We start from the raw sequence: 18,567 nt of genomic DNA on the forward strand, positions 1-18,567 counted from the left end.
GAGACGGCCCGGCCGGTTGGGTCGGCCGGACCAGCACCCTCGAAGGAGCGTTGATCACAATGCCTGCTCCCGCCGGTTACCCGGTCCGAGTTCGCGGCGATCTGGACCCCGCGCTGTCGCGCTGGATGTGGATCGTGAAATGGCTTCTCGCCATTCCGCACTACATAGTTCTGTTCTTCCTGCACATCGGTTATGCCGTGGTCACGGTGATCGCGTTCTTCGCGATCCTGTTCACCGGTCGATACCCTCGGGCCCTGTTCGACTACAGCGTCGGGGTCATGCGGTGGTCGTGGCGGGTCAGCTTCTACGCCTGGACGCCTGCCGGTACCGACAGATATCCACCGTTCTCGCTGGCCCGTGACGACGACTACGCGGCGGATCTGGACATCGACTATCCGCCGACGCTGCATCGCGGGCTGGTACTGGTGAAATGGTGGCTGCTCGCCATTCCGCACTATCTGATCATCGGCGGTATGACCGGTGCCGCCTGGCTGGTCGATTTCGAGGACGCCGACACCACGGCCGGTGCCGCGGGTATTCCGCTGATCGGCGTACTGACCTTCGTCGCCCTGGTCGGGTTGCTGTTCGCGGCCCGCTACTCCCAGGGGCTGTTCGATTTTGTGATGGGAATCAACCGGTGGATGTTGCGGGTGCAGGCCTACGGCTCGCTGTTACGCGACGAGTACCCGCCCTTCCGCCTGGATCAGGGCGCCCGTGACGAGGCGGCGCCCCCACTGGTCGATACGAGCAAACCCGAGGCCTGAGACCATTACCGGCCGAACGAAAAAGCCCGAGGACCCAATGGGCCCTCGGGCTTTCCAGGGTGAGTGACGGGACTCGAACCCGCGACAGCCAGGATCACAACCTGGTGCTCTACCAACTGAACTACACTCACCATCACCGATTTGCACCGGCGGCCTAGATAGTAGCGCGTCTACCCCTCCGCAAGCCAATCGGTTATCGGTGCGCCGGTCGCCGGGCCTATACCGGGCCGGGCGTGCCGCCGCCGGTTCCACCCGGGGGACCGGCGCTGACCTCGGCGGCGATTGCGGAGATCTCCGCCGTTGAAGGGCCCGGCGCGGCGACAAAGGCCGTGCGCCGGTAGTACTCGAGCTCCCGGATGGATTCCTGGATATCGGCGAGCGCGCGGTGGGCCAGGCCCTTTTCGGGTTGGCCGAAATAGATCCGCGGGTACCAGCGACGGCATAGTTCCTTGATCGAGCTGACGTCGATCATCCGATAGTGCAGGTGCGCGTCGAGCTCCGGCATGTCCCGGGCGATGAAACCACGATCGGTGGCGATGGAGTTACCGGCCAGGGGTACCACCCGGGCGGCGGGCGCGTACTGCTTCACATAGTCGAGTACCTGCCGCTCGGCCTCGGCGAGGGTGACCGTGGAGCGCCGCACCTCTTCGGTGAGGCCGGACCGGGCGTGCATCTCGGCGACCACCTCGGGCATCGCCGCGAGCGCCTCGTCGTCGGCGTGGATGACGATATCCACCCCGTCACCGAGAACATTCAGATCGCTGTCGGTCACCAGGGCGGCCACCTCGATCAGTTTGTCGGTGACCAGGTCGAGCCCGGTCATCTCACAATCCATCCACACCACTAATTTGTCCGACACCCGCACCACCCTAATCAGCGCCGCCACCCGCCGAGCGCAATCAGTACCCGCTCCGTGTGGGAAGTCTCCGGGGAGGGCCCCGGTTCAGCCGCCGAGCTTCTTGTAGAACGCGCCCGCGATCGGGGCGGTGACCGCCCTGGGCCCATAGTTACCGGCGGCGCTCATACCCTTCCCGATCAGGCCGGGTACCACCCGCATCTTGTTCCGGGCCAGTGCGTCGATCGAGATCCGGGCCGTGTACTCCGAGGACACCCACAGAAAGTCCGGGACCATACGGTCGACCAGGGAGGCGTCGGCGGGATCGGGGGTCTCGGTACGCACCGGGCCGGGAGCGAGCAGGGTGATGTGCACCCCGGAACCCTTCAGCTCGCCCCGCAGGGATTCGGCGAAGGTATTGGCGAAGGCTTTGCTCGCCGCGTAGGTGGCGTTGTTCGGAATGGGCATGTTGCCGGCCGCCGAACCGCTCACCAGGATGCCACCGGCCCGCCGGGCCAGCATCGCCGGGAGCACGGCCAAGGTCAGGTCGTGCACGGCGACGGCGTTCAACTCCAGCTGATCGCGTTCGTAGGCGGGATCGAGGGCGGCGAGGGGGCCGAAGGTCGCGATGCCCGCGTTGTTGCACAGGATCGAGATGTCCCGGCCCGCGAGTTCCTCGGTGAGCGGAGCCCGCTGTGCCCGGTCGGCGAGATCGACGGCGCGGACTTCGGCGGTGACGCCGTGATCCCGGGTGAGCCGACCGGCCAGGTCGTCGAGGATGTCGCCGCGGCGCGCGACCAGGATGAGCGAATGACCCCGGCGGGCCAGTTCGGCGGCCAGTGCGGTTCCGATTCCGGACGAAGCGCCGGTCACCACGGCGCGGCTCTCGGCGGTAGGCGAAGGCAAACCCATTCCCGACACCCTAGAGGGCACCGCCGGTCACGGCCCGCCCGCAGCCCGCGCAGGACCGGAGTGGCGGGTCGGCCGTGGACGCGCACGGCCGGCGTGTAGGCGCAGGCTCGCCCACCGGGATTGTGTGTTTGACGCTCGCCGGGAGGGGTACACCCACTCCGACTGGCCCGAACAGCTCAGTCGGGTGGGTGGAGCGCCCCCGGCAGGAATCGAACCTGCGACCTAGGGATTAGAAGGCCCTTGCTCTATCCAACTGAGCTACGGAGGCAGTGGTTCCACCATGGCGGACAACGGCCGCGCTGTCCAGCTGAAAAGTGTAGCGATCGACCGGATCGTCTGATTTGGGCTGCCCCGAAACGGCCCCGGCGGGCCGAACTGTGCCCATCGAACTACTCTCGAACCTATGTCGTCAGCCCAGGCTCCCGCCGCCGAACCCGCTACAGAGGCCGGTCGGCCCAGTAGCCCGGCGGTCCTGCCGACGGTGCTGACCGTGTGTGCCGCGGCGCTGGCCGCACTGGTATCGATGCTGGTGGTGGGCCTGTCGGCCGCCCAGGCGCTGAGCCTGCTGGGGATTCCCGATCCGGGTCCGCTGACAACCTACGGCCTGCCCGCGCTCCGGGCACTGGCCGATCTCTTCGCGGCCTTCACAGTGGGGTCGCTGCTCTGCGCGGCCTTCCTGGTGCCGCCGCAGCGTGGCGGCCTGCTCGACACGGGGGGTTACCGCGCGGTGCGGCGGGCTTCGAATCTGGCGGTGGCCTGGGCGGTGAGCGCCGCGCTGCTGGTACCGCTGACCGTCTCCGACAGCACCGGCCGGCCGGTCACCGAAATCCTGGCACCCCGGGATCTGTGGCGGATCGCCGGTGGGATCGAGCTCGCCGGTACCTGGCGGTTGACCGCGATCGGTGCCCTGTTGCTGGCGATCGGCTGCCGGCTGGCTCTGCGCTGGGGCTGGACGCCGGTGTTGTTCGGCGCGTCGGTCGTGGTGATGATGCCGCTGGCGCTGACCGGACATTCGGCGTCCGGCGGCGCCCACGATGTGGCCACCAACAGTTTGATCCTGCACCTGATCGCCGCCGCGGTCTGGATCGGCGGCCTGGGCGCGCTGCTGGTCCATGCGCTGCGGGACGGCACCCATACGGCCCTGGCGGCCCGGCGCTTCTCCGCGGTGGCCCTGGTCTCCTTCGGGGTGCTGGCGGTCAGCGGCGTGGTCAACTCGTGGGTACGCGTGCCCTGGGACGAGCTCTTCAGCAGTACCTACGGCCGACTGGTACTGGCCAAGGCCGCGGCGCTGGTGATCCTCGGCGTCTTCGGCTGGTTCCAGCGGCGCGCGGCGCTGCCGGCGCTGGCCGCCGACCCGGACGACCGGCGCGCGCTCGCCCGTTTCGCGAGTGTGGAGCTGCTCGTCTTCGCCGCGACCATGGGCCTGGCGGTGGGACTGGGCCGGACCCCGCCACCGCCGCCGACGAGCGTGCCCACCCCGATGGAGGTCGAGCTCGGCTACAACCTCGACGGTCCGCCTACGGTGGCGCGGCTGCTCTTCGACTGGCGTTTCGACCTGATCTTCGGCACGCTCGCCATCGTGCTGGCGGTGCTCTATCTGCTGGGTGTCCGACGGTTACGGGCACGCGGTGACGCGTGGCCGGCCGGCCGGACCGTCGCGTGGCTGCTCGGTTGCGCGGTATTGCTGTTCACGACCTCGTCGGGAGTCGGCCGGTACGCGCCCGCCATGTTCAGCGTGCACATGGGCGCGCATATGGCGCTGTCGATGCTGACCCCGATCCTGCTGGCCTTGGGGGGCGTGGTGACGCTCGCGTTGCGTGCGCTGCCGCCGGCCGGCCGGGGCGGGGCCCCGGGCCCTCGAGAGTGGATCCTGGCCGCGGTACACAACCCGGTCTCCCGTTTCCTCACCCAGCCGATCGTGGCCTCGGTGCTGTTCGTGGCCGGTTTCTATGCGCTGTACCTGGGCGGGATCTTCGACACCTACGCCGATTCCCATACCGCGCACCTGCTGATGAACCTGCACTTCCTGCTCAGTGGTTATCTCTTCTACTGGGTGGTGATCGGGATCGACCCGAAACCGCGGCGGGTGGAGCCGCTGACCAGACTGGCCATGGTGTTCGGTTCGCTGCCCTTCCACGCTTTCTTCGGGGTGGTGTTGATGGGCACGAGCACGGTGCTGGCCGGCTGGTTCTATCGCAGCCTCGACCTCGGCTGGCCCATCGATCTGCTGGGCGATCAGCGCACCGGGGGCAGTCTGGCGTGGGCCACCGGTGAGGTCCCACTGGTAGTGGTCATGCTGGCGCTACTGGTCCAGTGGTCGCGCAGCGACGCGCGGCTGGCCCGGCGCACCGACCGCGCCGCGGAACGCGACGACGACGCGGAACTTGCCGCGCACAATGCCATGTTCGCCCAATTGGCCAAGCGAGATCGGGCAAGTAGGTAGATGACCGAGCAGAAAATCCCGCTGACACCGGTGCCACCCCTCCGGCGTATCTACCGGTCGGATGTGCGGGCGGCGCGTCGGCGACTGACCGGACGTATTCGCAAGACCCCGGTCTTCCACACCGCCGTACCGGGGCCCGGCGGTCCCGTCCCGGTCACCCTGAAGCTCGAGTATTTGCAGCACGGTGGCACCTTCAAGGTGCGGGGCAGCTACAACGCGCTGCTATCGGAGCGGGTGTGTCCCGAACATGTGGTGATCGCTTCGGGCGGCAACGCGGGGATCGCGGCGGCCCTGGCGGCCGCGGGGATGGGCAAGACCTGCACGGTGGTGGTCCCGGAATCCGCACCGCACACCAAGGTCGCCGCCATGTGGTCGCACGGCGCCGAGGTGCGCTGGCACGGAACCACCTATGCGGAAGCCTACGAGCACGCCTGCGAGCTCACCGCCGAACGCGGGGCGTTGCAGTTGCACGCCTACGATCTGCCCGCGGTGGTGGCCGGAGCCGGCGTGATCGAATTGGAGATCGAGGAGCAGGTCCGTGGCCGGCCGCCGATCCTGGTCGCGGTCGGCGGCGGCGGGTTGATCGGCGGGATCGCCGCCGCCGGCGGGCGCCGCCGCGAGATCGTCGGCGTGGAACCCGCGGGGATTCCGACACTGAACTCCGCGCTGGCCGCCGGGAAGCCGGTCGATGTGGAGGTGTCCAGTATCACCGCCGATGCCCTGGGCGCCTCGCGGATCGGCGAGATCGCGCTCGATGTGACCCGGCGCTACGGTGTACGGTCCGCGCTGGTGACCGATGACGCGATCACCGATGCGCGGGACTATCTGTGGCGGGAGTTCCGGATCGTCGTCGAACTCTCCGGCGCGGTGGCCCTGGCCGCCATTCTCAGCGGTGCCTATGTACCGCGTGCGGGTGAGCGGCCGGTGGTGGTGTTGTGCGGCGCGAACACCGAACTCCCGGTGCTCTGACACACTGATCGGCGTGTCGGTTCACCGCTCGACCCCCGGCGGGAGCAGTGTCGAGCCATCTTTCGGCCGCCGACCGTGACCATGGTCGCGTAAGCCGCGCCGGGCTTGTCGAATCCGACGGTGCCCGAACATTTTCGGTGCTCCGGACCCGCCGTCGTGGTGCGATACACGTGATTGTGAGGCGGGGGCCGTCGATCCCGGATTGTCTGTTTTCCGACGGAGTGGCGGTGGGAGATCACAGTTCCACCGGTGGTAGGTCCATGCGTGCGACGGTCCGGATGCTTAAACTGATGCGAGTGCAGCAATCTCTCGCGACAGTGTTCGTCGGTCGCGACGCCGAGGTCGCGGCCCTGGTCTCGGGTGGGCGTGCCGCGGTCGCGGGGCACGGCGCCGTGGTCGTGGTGGAAGGCGAAGCCGGTATCGGCAAGACCACGCTGCTCGGTGCAGCCGCCCGGCAGTTCGCCGAACTGGGGTTGCAGGTGCGGACGAGTCGCGCGAGAGAACTCCAGCAGGATGTCCCGTTCGCCGCGTTGGCCACCTGGCTTGTCACCGGAGACCCACACACCGATTCCGATCCGGTCCGGACCCTGCTCGATGGCGCGGACCAGGCCGGAGACGCCGCAGCCACCCACGAGTTCGCGCTCGCCGAGCTCCTGCTCGAACAGGTTCGCGCCTGGTGCGCCGAGCAACCCATCGCCTTGCTGCTCGACGATGTCCACTGGGCCGACCGCTCCAGTCTGGCCGTGCTGCACCGACTGTGCACCCTCGCCGATCGGCTGCCGCTGGTGCTGGTACTGGCGACCCGGCCTTTCACCACCGATCCGGCCTTCGCGGTACTGACCGCCACCTTGACCGCCTGCGCCGCCTCCACCATCCGGCTGGGCGCGCTGCCCGATGCGGCGACGACGACCATGGTCCGGGAGATGGTCGGTGCGGTGCCGCCGCCGTCGCTGCTGCGGCAGGTCGCCGGAGCGTACGGGCATCCGCTGCACATCACGGAGTTGGTGGCGGCCTCACTGCTGGAGGCCGAGGGCGCGAAACCCGCATCCGGTTCCGCTCCGCAACCGGTCGGCTCGCTGGCCGAGGCGATCTGGCGCCGAGCCGAATCGCTGTCGCGATCGACTCGCGACCTGTTGCCCATGGCCGCGGCACTGGGCCCGAAAGTCGATGTGGTGGAACTCGCCGCGGTGCTGGACGGCCACATCATGGAAGTGTGGAGCGCGGTCACCGAGGCAACGGATGCCGGACTGCTCACCATGGTCGATTCCGAGCTCGCCTTCCGGCACGATCTGATCCGTCACGTGCTGGTGGAGCGATTACCCGCCTCCCTGCGCTCGGATCTGCTGCGCCGGGCCGGGCGTGTGCTGCAGACCACCGGCGCACCGATCGAACGGGTCGCCTACTACCTCTCGATCGGCGGCCGGGAACTAGAGCCGGCGAGTCTGCAATGGCTGCTCTCCGTCTCGGACGCGCTGATCGTGCGCGCGCCGGAACTGGCCATGCGCCTGCTGACCCGCATAGTCGATACGGCCGGGCTCGATACGGCGACCCGCGCCGCCCTGATCCGGATGCGGACCCGCACGCTGCTGTGGAACGGCCGGACCGACCAGGCCGAGGCCACGTTGCGCGTGGCGTTACGGCACCGGCCCGAGCACGCCGACGACCCGGGTCTGCGCTGGTTGCTCGCCCATGTATGCCATGCCCAGGGCCGACTGGCCGAGGCCGTCGAAGTAGCCGAGACCGCACTGAACACGCTCGATCTCGACGACTCCGACGCGGCGCGTTTCCTGGGCCTGTGCGCGCTGGACAACTTCTTCCTCGAACGGTTCGTCGAGGCCGAAGCGGCCGGGCGGCGCGCGGTCGCGCTGGGACGGCAGTCGGGCAACTCCCTGGCCACCGGATACGGGCTGATGGCGTTCGGCGCCGTGCGCTACACCCAGGGATATGTCGACGAAGCCCTGGAGATCAGTACCGAGTCGCTCACGGTGTTACAGGACGGTGCCGGATCGGATCAGATCGATCCGTACGTGCTGTACGCGCACTGCCTGATCGAGCTCGATCGCCCGGTCGCGGCCCTGGAGGCCCTGCAGACCGCCATCGGCCACAATCGCCGGACGCGCGGGGTCTATCTGGCGGCCAACCTCCTGGCCAAGGCGCGCATGTTCCTGCTGAACGGGCGCTGGGACGAGGCGATCGCGGAGTGCCAGGCGGCTCTGGAGGCGTCCGATGTGTTCGGTTACGCGCCGGTCGCCCACAGTGTGATGGCGCTGATCGGGATGCACCGTGGGGCGCCGCCGTCCGGGGATGTGCTCGTTCCGGACGACCGGTTGGGCACCGCCGGGTACGGATATATGCAGCCGTGGGTCACCGCCCTGGTTCACGAGACCCGGGGGAACCCGGAACCGGCGCTGCGGTTGCTCGTCGAGACCCACGCGAAGCTCGACGGAGGTATGAGCGCCTCGACACTGCATTACATCCTGCCCGATATCGCCCGCCTGGCCTTCGATACCGGCGATACGGACGCGCTGCACAGCGCGCGTACGGCGGCCGACGATCTGGTGGCCAAGCAGTGGACCGCCGCCCGCGCGGGTATCGCGCAGCTGTGCGGCGGGCTGGCCGAGCGCGACCCCGAGGCGCTGTTCGCCGCCGCGCGGGAATTCTCGCGCTGTGAGTGGCCGCTCTACGAAGCCCAGGCCTACGAGGGCGCGGCGATCGTGCTGGCCGCGGGCGGCCGGGGGGCCGACGCGCGGGAGGCGCTCGAATCCGCCGTCCAGCTGTACACCCGGCTGGGCGCGTCGTGGGATACCGCCCGCGCGGTGGCCCGGATCCGGCGGTACGGAATCCGCCGGGGCGTACGGGGCCCGCGCAATCGCCCGAAAACGGGTTGGGCGTCGTTGACCGATACCGAACGATCCGTGGCGGTCCAGGTGGCCGACGGCTCCTCGAATGCCGATATCGCGGCGCAGATGTTTCTCTCGCGCCGCACCGTCCAATCGCATGTGTCGAGCATTCTGGCCAAACTCGGCGTGCGCTCCCGGCGGGATATCGCTGCCGCCATGGCGGCAGCCGGCCGCTGAATCGGGCGGTCCGTTCTTTCCACAAGTGCCCTGTCGCGGAGGAGTTGCCCACAGATCCGATTCGCGCCCGTCACCGGCCCGTCGTGCGGGCGACGATGAGTGCGTGCCCGGAAGCACGGGGCGAATGGAGGGGCGGACATGTACGAATCAGTGGCGACCGTGGTCGGTACGGTGGTGACCGAGCCGGTGCGACGAGAACTTCCCGGCGGCGAGCAGATGCTCAGCTTCCGGTTGGCGAGTACCGCGCGGCGGCTGGACCGCGAAACCGGTGAATGGGTGGACAACGGGACGCTCTTTCTCACGGTGAGCTGCTGGCGGCGGTTGGTGGCCGGGGTGGACGCGTCGATCCACCGGGGCGATCCGGTGATCGTGCAGGGGCAGCTACGGTCGAACGAGTACCGGACCCGGGAGGGTGCCCAGCGACGCGATCTCGAGATGCGAGCGCATACCCTGGGGCCGGACCTCACCCGCTGCACTGCCCGAGTGGAGCGCCGCCGGACCGGACAACCGGCCACGACCGGGAATATATCCGCCGGTCCCGGCGCTGCGTCTGCCGAAACCGGGGCGGCGGGGGAACTGAACGATCCAATGGTGGAGCAGGCGGCGCGCGCCGAGGAGGCCGTGAACGCCGACGTGTGAAACCGCACCGATGTTTGACGGATAGGGTGATCGCTATGGCTGAGTTCATCTACCAAATGAAGAAGGTTCGTAAGGCGCACGGCGATAAGGTCGTGCTCGACGATGTCACCTTGAACTTCCTTCCCGGCGCCAAGATCGGCGTTGTCGGTCCGAACGGCGCCGGTAAATCCAGCGTGCTGAAGATCATGGCCGGATTGGACCAGCCGAACAACGGCGAGGCCTTTCTCGCGCCCGGCGCCACGGTCGGGATCCTGCAGCAGGAACCGCCGTTGAACGAGGAGAAGACGGTCCGCGGCAATGTCGAGGAGGGGCTCGGCGAGATCAAGGTCAAACTCGACCGGTTCAACGAGATCGCCGAACTCATGGCCACCGATTACTCCGATGAGCTCATGGACGAGATGGGCAAACTGCAGGAGGAGCTCGACCACGCCGACGCCTGGGACCTGGACTCCCAGCTGGAGCAGGCGATGGACGCGCTGCGCTGCCCGCCGCCGGACGAGCCGGTGACCAACCTGTCCGGTGGTGAGCGCCGCCGGGTGGCCCTGTGCAAATTGCTGCTCAGCAAGCCCGACCTGCTGCTGCTCGACGAGCCCACCAACCATCTCGACGCCGAGAGTGTGCTCTGGCTCGAGCAGTTCCTCGCGCAGTATCCGGGCGCCGTCCTGGCGGTCACCCACGACCGGTACTTCCTGGACAATGTCGCCGGCTGGATTCTCGAGCTCGACCGTGGCCGGGCGATCGACTACGAGGGCAACTACTCCACCTATCTGGAGAAGAAGGCCGAGCGGCTCGCGGTTCAGGGCAAGAAGGATCAGAAACTGCAGAAGCGGCTCAAGGACGAGCTCGCCTGGGTCAGGTCGGGCGCCAAGGCACGTCAGGCGAAGAACAAGGCGCGTCTTGGCCGCTACGAGGAGATGGCCGCCGAAGCGGAGAAGATGCGGAAGCTGGACTTCGAGGAGATCCAGATCCCGGCCGGGCCGCGGCTGGGCAGCGTGGTGGTCGAGGTGGAGCACCTGGACAAGGGCTTCGGTGACCGCCAGCTGATCAAGGATCTGTCGTTCACCCTGCCCCGAAACGGCATCGTGGGTGTTATCGGGCCCAACGGTGTCGGTAAGACCACGCTCTTCAAGACCATCGTCGGCCTGGAACAGCCGGACAGCGGCACGGTGAAGGTCGGCGAGACCGTCAAGCTGAGCTATGTCGACCAGTCCCGCGCCGGTATCGATCCCAACAAAACCGTATGGCAGGTGGTTTCGGACGGGCTCGACTACATCGAGGTGGGCCAGCAGGAGATGCCCTCGCGCGCCTACGTGAGCGCCTTCGGCTTCAAGGGTCCGGATCAGCAGAAGCCGGCCGGGGTGCTCTCCGGTGGTGAACGCAACCGGTTGAACCTGGCGCTCACCCTGAAACAGGGCGGCAACCTGATCCTGCTCGACGAGCCCACCAACGACCTCGACGTCGAAACCCTGGGGTCGCTGGAGAACGCGTTGGAGCAGTTCCCGGGCTGTGCCGTGGTCATTTCCCACGACAGGTGGTTCCTGGACCGCACCTGTACGCATATCCTCGCTTGGGAAGGTGATGCCGACAACGAGGCCGAATGGTTCTGGTTCGAGGGCAACTTCGAAGCATACGAGGCCAACAAGATCGAACGCCTCGGCCCGGAAGCCGCACGGCCGCATCGAGTGACACATCGCAAGCTGACCCGCGGGTAACGCCGCGAGACTTTTCCCGCTGCCCGGCTTCGGGTCTACCCTCGGGGGCGGTGTCGGTGTGTCCGAGAAACAACCGGATTCAAGGGAGTGGGAAATGACGGTCTCGTCCGAATTGTCCAGTGAGGCATGGGCTGCCGAACTGCCGGACACGCTACGAGCCGACCTCGGCGCCTTGGAGGACGGCTATTTCCGGCACGTCGAGACCGACGACGCCGATTGTGAGATCACCGCACCCACCCTGACCTTCCGTGCCCATCTGACATTGGCCCTGACCCGGCAGCCGGGTCAGGGCCTGGTCCGGGTCCACCATCCCGACGACGGGTCCGGGCTGGGCGCCGCGGTGCAGATCGTCACCGACGATATGCCCATGCTGGTCGATTCGGTGACCGCGCTTTTCGGCCGGATGGGCGGCACCATCAGCGAGGTCATCCATCCCATCTTCACGGTGGAACGGGATTCCGGCGGCACCCTCACCGCAGCCCGCCTACACGAGGCCGACCTGCGGCGCAACGGCACCGGAGACGGTCGCGAATCCTGGATCCACCTGCAACTACACCCGGCGACGAGCGCCCAACTGCTCGACGAGATCGCCGCCGCCGTACCGGACGTCATCAAGGACGTTCGGCAGGTGAGCAGCGATACGCAGGCGATCCACGCCATTGTCGACGAACTGGCGACCCGGCTGGAACAGGCCGGCGATTCCGCGGCCGCGGTCGAAGCCGATATCGAACCCGCCGATTGCGCACGCCTGCTGCGATGGCTGGCCGACGACAACTTCACCATGCTCGGATACGCGTGCTACCGGCTCGAACCGGATGCGGAACTGCCGGTCCCGGTGGCCGATTCCGAACTGGGTGTGCTGCACCCGGGCACGGCGACCGGTTTCCAGGTCCCGATCACCGCGGGCGCCCGGCCGCTGCTGCGGATGACCCAGGGACTGATCCCGGTGACCATGCGGCGCGCGGTGTACCCGTACTACATCGGTGTCGCCGATCTGGACAGCGCGGGCGAGGTCCGAGGCGAGCACCTGTTCGTCGGTGTTTTCACGGTCACCGCGCTGCACGAGAACGTCCTGGACATACCGGTGGTGGGGCAGCGGGTCCGCGCCGCCATCACCGACAGCGGTTTCGACCTCGACTCGTTCTCCGGCCAGGCCATGCTCGAAGTGATGCAGGGCTTCCCGCGCACCGAACTGTTCTCCTCCGACGCCGCGACCCTGCGCCGAACGGCCACCGCGGTACTCAATGTCGGTTTGCGGCGGCAGGTGCGGTTGTTCCTCCGGGTCGACCCCTACGGCCGGTTCGTCGCCGCCATGGTGTACCTGCCCCGTGACCGCTACACCACCGCTGTCCGCCTGGAAATGCAGGACATCCTGGTCCGCGAGCTGGGCGGCGCTTCGATCGACTACTCCGCCCGGGTGAGCGAAAGCGAACTCGCCAGCGTCTACTTCACCATCCGGATGCCGGGCGCCGACACCACGGAGCCGGTGGGAGCGGCCGAGGAGATCTCCGAGGACGAGCGGCGCCGGATCCAGAACCTGCTCGCCGAGGCAAGCCGCACCTGGGACGACCACCTCAACGATGCCGTGAACGCGTCGACGGTGCTCGATCCGCGGATCGTGCGCCGCTACTGCGAAGCGTTCCCCGAGGGCTACAAACAGGATTTCAGCGCCCGGCGCGCGCTGGCCGATATCGATCGCCTGGAGCGGTTGCGTCCGGGACGCATCGATCAGCATCTGTACCGGGTGGCCGGCGCGCCCGCGGGCTCCTGGCGCTTCACCCTGTACATCGGCGGCTCCGGAATTTCGCTCAGCCAGGTGCTTCCCGTGCTGCAGAGCCTCGGGGTCGAGGTGCTCGACGAACGCCCGTACCGGATCAGGCGGGAACGCGACGGCCACGACGCCGAGGAACGCTGGATCTACGATTTCGGCCTGCTGGCGAGCCATGAACTGCTACACGGCGCGCTGGACCAGGATCTCGACGCCGAATTGCTGGAGGTGGCGCCCGATACGCTCGCGGCGCCCAAGGGCAAGGTCGCCGCCGCGGATCGGGTGCGCGACCGGTTCACCGCCGCCTTCGACGCGCTCTGGTACGGCCGGGCCGAAGCCGACGGCCTGAACGAGCTGGTGCTGCGGGCCGGACTGTCCTGGCGGGCGGTCGCCGTGCTGCGGACCTACGCGAAGTACCTGCAGCAGGCCGGATTCCCGTACAGCCAGGTCAATATCGCCCGGGTGCTGCACACCTATCCCGATGCGGCGAAACTGTTCGCGCAGTTGTTCACCGCCCGGTTCGATCCGGACAGCCACTCCACCGAACAGGCCGCCGAGCTCGAGGAGCGTCTGCACGAGCGGATCGATCAGGTCGTGAGCTTGGATGCGGACCGCATTCTGCGGGCCATTCTCGGTCTGATCCGCGCCACCCTGCGCACCAACTACTACGTCACCGATACCGATGGCGCTCCCCGGGATTTCATTTCGGTGAAAGTGGAACCGCAGGAGATCGCCGAACTGCCGCAGCCGCGGCCGAAGTACGAGATCTTCGTGTATTCGCCGCGGGTGGAGGGTGTGCATCTGCGGTTCGGTGCGGTGGCGCGTGGTGGTTTGCGGTGGTCGGATCGGTTGGAGGATTTCCGGACCGAGATCCTGGGTCTGGTGAAGGCGCAGGCGGTGAAGAACGCGGTGATCGTGCCGGTGGGGGCGAAGGGTGGTTTCGTGGTGAAACGCCCGCCGGCCACCACCGGCGACGCCGCGACCGACCGGCAGGCCCGGATGGCCGAGGGGATCGAGTGCTACCGCACCTTCATCTCGGGTCTGCTGGATATCACCGATAATGTCGATCTCGCCGGTGGACAGGTATTGCCGCCGGAGCGGGTGGTGCGTCGTGATGGTGATGACACGTATTTGGTGGTGGCGGCGGACAAGGGTACGGCGACGTTTTCCGATATCGCGAATGATGTTGCGGGTCGGTATGGGTTCTGGTTGGGGGATGCGTTCGCGTCGGGTGGTTCGGCGGGGTATGACCACAAGGCGATGGGGATTACCGCGCGGGGGGCGTGGGAGAGTGTGAAGCGGCATTTCGCGGAGATGGGGGTGGATACTCAGTCGCAGGATTTCACTGTGGTGGGTGTGGGGGATATGAGTGGGGATGTGTTCGGTAACGGGATGTTGTTGTCGGAGCATATTCGGTTGGTGGCGGCGTTCGATCATCGTCATATTTTTTTGGATCCGGATCCGGATGCGGGGTCGTCGTTCGGTGAGCGGTCGCGGTTGTTCGGGTTGGCTCGGTCGAGTTGGGCCGATTATGATCGTTCGTTGATCAGTGCCGGTGGTGGCGTCTACGACCGCACGGTGAAATCGGTGCCTATCAGCCCGCAGGCCCGGGCGGCGCTCGGTCTGCCCGACGACGTGGTGAAACTTTCCCCGCCGGAATTGATCCGCGCTATTCTGCTCGCCCCGGTGCAATTGCTCTGGAACGGCGGTATCGGTACCTATATCAAGTCGAGTACCGAAACCAATGCCGATGCCGGTGACAAATCCAATGACGCCGTCCGGGTGAACGCCGACCAACTCCGGGTGAAGGTTATCGGCGAAGGCGGTAATCTCGGCGTGACGGCGCTGGGGCGTATCGAGTTCTGCCGTAACGGCGGGAAGATGAACACCGACGCGCTGGACAATTCCGCGGGTGTGGATTGCTCCGATCACGAGGTGAACATCAAGGTTCTGCTCGATGGTGTGGTGTCGGCGGGTGAACTCGATATCGAGGACCGTAATCCACTGCTCGCGGAAATGACCGACGAAGTCGCGCAGATGGTGCTGCAGGACAATGTGTCCCAGAACTATGTGATGGGCATATCCCGGGCGGAGTCGACGCGGATGCTCAATGTGCACCGGCGTCTCATCGAAGAGCTCGAGACCGCGCGCGGACTCGACCGGGGCCTCGAAGCGCTGCCCACCGACGCCGTTCTCAAACGCCGGCTCGAGGAGGGCACCGGGCTCGCCTCGCCCGAACTCGCGAATCTGCTGGCCCACGTTAAATTGGCGCTCAAGGCGGATCTGCTGGCCGGCGATCTGCCCGACAGTGCCTTCTTCGCCACCAGGCTGCCGGAATACTTCCCGACTCCGCTGCGGGAACGGTTCGGTGCGGCGATCAAGAAACATCGCCTGCGCCGGGAGATCGTCACCACCATGATCGCCAACGAGGTGGTGGACTACGGCGGCGTCACCTACACGTTCCGGCTGGGCGAGGAGATCGGTGCCACCGCGACCGATACCGTCCGAGCCTTCGCCGCAGTGACCGATATCTTCGGCCTGCACGATATCTGGGACCGGATCCGGGCCGCCGATACGACGGTGGGTGTCCGCGACCAGCTCGAGCTGGAGACCAAACGGACCCTGGACCGGGCGTCGCGCTGGTTGCTCACCAACCGTCCACAGCCCATCGCCGTCGGCGCCGAGATCAACCGGTACCGGGTGGGGGTGCGCGAACTCGCGCCGAAGGTGCCGGGCTGGTTGCGTGGCCACCACGTCACCACGCTCACCGATCAGGCCGCCGACCTCGTCGCGCACGGGGCGCCGCTGGATCTCGCGACCGAGGTCTTCGCACTGCTGCATCTGTTCCCGCTGCTCGATGTCATCGATATCGCCGATATCACCGACCGCTCCGGTGAGGAGGTCGGTGCGCTGTACTACGCGCTGAACGAGCATCTGAAGATCGACTGGCTGCTGGAGGCGGTCAGCCATCTGGAACGCGGCGACCGCTGGCACGCGCTGGCCCGGCTCGCCCTGCGCGACGATATGTACAGTTCGCTGCGGTCGCTTACCCTCGATGTCCTCTCCGGCGGCGACCCCGAGGAGAGCGCGGACGAGAAGATTGCATACTGGGAGTCCAAGAATCAGTCCCGGCTCGGCCGTGCCCGCGCGGCGCTGGCGGAACTGTTCGAGTCCGGAACCCACGATCTCGCCACGCTGTCGGTCGCGGCGCGGCAGGTGCGCAGCATGGTGAGTGGGGTGGGCGCCCAATCGGAGGTACCACGGTGACGAACGCTGTTCCCCGCAACGGAGCGAGCCCGGATGTGGAGGTACCCGCTGCGGCATCGCCGCGGCGGTTCCATACCGCTGTGCACGTGCGCTGGTCCGATATGGACGTTTTCCAGCACGTCAACCACGCCCGGATGGTGACGTTGCTCGAGGAGGCGCGTATCCCCTGGCTGTTCGACGACGACCGGCCGACCGTCGGGTTGCGTAACGGTTGTGTGCTCGCGGATCTACGCGTGAAGTACCGGGGGCAGCTGCGGCACGAGGACACGCCGCTGGATATCGCCATGTGGATCGAACAGTTGCGGGCGGTCGATTTCACCGTTGCCTACGAGGTCCGGGCGGCGGGTGCCGCGCCCGACTCGCCCGCCGCGGTCACCGCGACCACCCAGCTGGCGGCGTTCGATATCCGGACCCAGCGGCTGCGCCGGCTCACCGGGCCCGAACGCGACTATCTCGCACAGTGGCTGGACGCATGAGCGGGTCGGGCCCGGAGGCGGTAGCGGAGCGTGACCACGCAGGGCCCTCGCATATGCCCGATGGACACGGCATGAGCGGGTCGGGCCCGGAGGCGGTAGCGGAGCGTGACCACGCAGGGCCCTCGCTTATGCCCGATGGACACGGCATGAGCGGGTCGGCGGTGTCGGTTCGATCGTGACGACCGATCAGCGGGTCCTGTCCGTAACGGACCCGGCAGAACGCGAGAACCTGGCCACATTCCTCACCCGGGCACAACGCCTGGATCCGGCGGTGGTGGTGCGGTTGCGGCGGCGCGGCACCGGGCTGGTGGCCGCCTGGGTCGCCACCGGCTTCGAGGTGTTGGCGACCCGGACGGTCGTCGCCGAGCTGGCCGCCGACGATGTGACGGTGGGGGCGGACACCGTGTTGACCGGGCTGTCCGCGCCGGGCCCGATCGATTTGGGCTACTCCCTCGATTCGGCGTGGCGGGGCGCCCTGCCACCGGACGCCGGCTTCGGGCATATCGACGATCTGCCCGCCCGCACCCTGGTCGAACTCTCCGAACGCGGGGCCGACCTGGCGAAGGAGCACGGTTCCGGTCACGGACCACCCGCATCCCTACTCGATCAGACGGTGCTGACCGTCTCGGCGGCGGAGGTACGCGTGCAGGTACCGATGCGGGTGGTCTTCGCCCTCACTGCCATGGACTTCATCCCACACTCGGGCGAGCGAGCGGATGCCGGGCGGATTCCGCCGGGTGAACTGGTCCGGGTGCGGGCGAGCAACACCTGGCTGCGCCTCGACGCCCGCTACGGTTCGGTCGCCCGCCGGAGAACCGGCGGGCTCTCGCTGACCCCGGCGCCGGGAGCCTGACGCCGCTTCGCCGGGCCGCGGTGCCGCCGCGGCGTCAGGCCGCGCCCTCGCCCAGGTATTGCAGCCAGATCGGGTCCAGTTCGTTGACCGTGGACAGCAGCCGCCAATGCGGCCCCTTCGGGGATATCAGGGGTGCGCGCAGCGTCCAGCCGAGTTCGCTGAGCAGTTTGTCGGCCTTGCGATGGTTACAGGGTGCGCAGCTGGCCACACAGTTCTCCCAGCTGTGTTGGCCGCCGCGGCTGCGCGGGATGACGTGGTCGATGGTTTCGGCCTTACCGCCGCAGTAGCCGCAGCGGTAGTGGTCCCGCTGCATGAGTGCCGCCCGGGTCATCGGGACGCGGGCGCGGTAGGGGACCCGGACGTAGGTGCGTAACCGGATGACCGACGGAATGGCGACGGCGGCGCCGGCCGAATGCAGGACGGGTCCGGTGGGATCGTGGTGGACCGCGTCGGCCTTGTCGCAGACCAGCAGCACGATCGCGCGGCGGGCGGTGAGCGCGGTGAGCGGTTCGTAGGTGGCGTTGAGGAGCAGGACGCGGCGCTTCGGCCAACTGATCGGTGGCGGCGTGGCGAGGTGTGGAGCGGAATCGCTCCCGGGAAGGGAATCGGAACGAGCGGTGGTATCGGCAGTGTGCCGGTCGACCGCGTGATCGGACAGCAGTTGCAGCGGAGGAGCCCCCGACCCACGAGCGTGGACGTCGGCGGGCTTCAGTTGTCGGTGGCGTATCGCCTCCGGTGATCGGGCGCCGGTCCGTTGCTTCATGTCGACCCCAAATTCTGCGTTTCAAGATCATGTGGTATCTCGGCGGAGACAGAACCCAGTTGACCATGGAAAGCCCCGTGACGCACGGT

General features: G+C 67.6%; 12 protein-coding genes and 2 tRNA genes. 9 read left to right on the top strand and 5 right to left on the bottom strand.

Translation table 11 applies throughout. The features are described from left to right. The first annotated feature begins 59 nt into the window (after positions 1-59). Positions 60-764 carry a DUF4389 domain-containing protein gene (locus tag ACQPYS_RS05560; protein ID WP_063041318.1) on the top strand — a complete coding sequence of 235 codons (705 nt, stop codon included), beginning with the start codon at positions 60-62 and terminating at the stop codon, positions 762-764. A gap of 58 nt (positions 765-822) precedes the next feature. On the opposite strand, the gene ACQPYS_RS05565 is transcribed toward ACQPYS_RS05560, so the two are convergent. The 4 genes from ACQPYS_RS05565 to ACQPYS_RS05580 all read right to left on the bottom strand — a co-directional run bounded on the left by ACQPYS_RS05565 (position 823) and on the right by ACQPYS_RS05580 (position 2,779). Beyond that, positions 823-895 (bottom strand) — tRNA-His (locus tag ACQPYS_RS05565). Between the two features lie 86 nt (positions 896-981). Beyond that, entirely contained in the window at positions 982-1,623 is a 642-nt protein-coding gene (orn, locus tag ACQPYS_RS05570; RefSeq protein ID WP_063041342.1) for an oligoribonuclease, read from the bottom strand. A gap of 84 nt (positions 1,624-1,707) precedes the next feature. After that, entirely contained in the window at positions 1,708-2,511 is an 804-nt protein-coding gene (gene cmrA / locus ACQPYS_RS05575; RefSeq protein ID WP_063041320.1) for a mycolate reductase, read from the bottom strand. Positions 2,512-2,705: 194 nt separating this feature from the next. Continuing rightward, a tRNA-Arg gene (locus ACQPYS_RS05580) sits at positions 2,706-2,779 on the bottom strand. Between the two features lie 135 nt (positions 2,780-2,914). Here ACQPYS_RS05580 and ACQPYS_RS05585 point away from each other — a divergent pair. From ACQPYS_RS05585 to ACQPYS_RS05620, 8 genes are all read left to right on the top strand, one after another. Further along, on the top strand, positions 2,915-4,954 hold the full coding sequence (locus ACQPYS_RS05585; protein ID WP_433491874.1) for a cytochrome c oxidase assembly protein: 2,040 nt from the start codon (positions 2,915-2,917) through the stop codon (positions 4,952-4,954). After that, on the top strand, positions 4,955-5,923 hold the full coding sequence (locus tag ACQPYS_RS05590; protein WP_063041324.1) for a threonine/serine dehydratase: 969 nt from the start codon (positions 4,955-4,957) through the stop codon (positions 5,921-5,923). A 296-nt stretch (positions 5,924-6,219) separates the two neighbouring features. Next, entirely contained in the window at positions 6,220-9,000 is a 2,781-nt protein-coding gene (locus ACQPYS_RS05595; RefSeq protein ID WP_433491875.1) for a helix-turn-helix transcriptional regulator, read from the top strand. Positions 9,001-9,138: 138 nt separating this feature from the next. Continuing rightward, positions 9,139-9,639, top strand: a complete 501-nt coding sequence (locus tag ACQPYS_RS05600; protein ID WP_431940513.1) for a single-stranded DNA-binding protein — start codon at positions 9,139-9,141, stop codon at positions 9,637-9,639. Positions 9,640-9,674: 35 nt separating this feature from the next. Beyond that, positions 9,675-11,351, top strand: coding sequence for an energy-dependent translational throttle protein EttA (ettA, locus tag ACQPYS_RS05605; RefSeq protein WP_433491876.1), 1,677 nt, complete (start codon positions 9,675-9,677; stop codon positions 11,349-11,351). Positions 11,352-11,445: 94 nt separating this feature from the next. After that, positions 11,446-16,386: an NAD-glutamate dehydrogenase gene (locus ACQPYS_RS05610; protein ID WP_433491877.1), complete on the top strand. Its 4,941-nt coding sequence runs from the start codon at positions 11,446-11,448 to the stop codon at positions 16,384-16,386. 35 nt (positions 16,387-16,421) lie between these two features. Beyond that, positions 16,422-16,862, top strand: coding sequence for an acyl-CoA thioesterase (locus ACQPYS_RS05615; protein WP_433492975.1), 441 nt, complete (start codon positions 16,422-16,424; stop codon positions 16,860-16,862). A 175-nt stretch (positions 16,863-17,037) separates the two neighbouring features. Further along, positions 17,038-17,715: a hypothetical protein gene (locus ACQPYS_RS05620; protein ID WP_433491878.1), complete on the top strand. Its 678-nt coding sequence runs from the start codon at positions 17,038-17,040 to the stop codon at positions 17,713-17,715. Positions 17,716-17,749: 34 nt separating this feature from the next. Here ACQPYS_RS05620 and ACQPYS_RS05625 read toward each other — a convergent pair whose 3' ends face one another. Continuing rightward, a complete protein-coding gene (locus ACQPYS_RS05625; protein WP_433491879.1) occupies positions 17,750-18,478 on the bottom strand; it encodes an HNH endonuclease in 729 nt (242 codons plus the stop codon). Positions 18,479-18,567 lie beyond the last annotated feature (89 nt).

The sequence above is a fragment of the Nocardia grenadensis genome, from assembly GCF_050942415.1.
Taxonomy (GTDB): domain Bacteria; phylum Actinomycetota; class Actinomycetes; order Mycobacteriales; family Mycobacteriaceae; genus Nocardia; species Nocardia grenadensis.

Coding starts and splice junctions, on each gene's coding strand:
- ettA (WP_433491876.1), top strand. CDS start 9,675: ATGGCTGAGTTCATCTACCAAATGAAGAAGGTTCGTAAGGCGCACGGC.
- ACQPYS_RS05600 (WP_431940513.1), top strand. CDS start 9,139: ATGTACGAATCAGTGGCGACCGTGGTCGGTACGGTGGTGACCGAGCCG.
- cmrA (WP_063041320.1), bottom strand. CDS start 2,511: ATGGGTTTGCCTTCGCCTACCGCCGAGAGCCGCGCCGTGGTGACCGGC.
- ACQPYS_RS05590 (WP_063041324.1), top strand. CDS start 4,955: ATGACCGAGCAGAAAATCCCGCTGACACCGGTGCCACCCCTCCGGCGT.
- ACQPYS_RS05560 (WP_063041318.1), top strand. CDS start 60: ATGCCTGCTCCCGCCGGTTACCCGGTCCGAGTTCGCGGCGATCTGGAC.
- ACQPYS_RS05610 (WP_433491877.1), top strand. CDS start 11,446: ATGACGGTCTCGTCCGAATTGTCCAGTGAGGCATGGGCTGCCGAACTG.
- ACQPYS_RS05625 (WP_433491879.1), bottom strand. CDS start 18,478: ATGAAGCAACGGACCGGCGCCCGATCACCGGAGGCGATACGCCACCGA.
- ACQPYS_RS05585 (WP_433491874.1), top strand. CDS start 2,915: ATGTCGTCAGCCCAGGCTCCCGCCGCCGAACCCGCTACAGAGGCCGGT.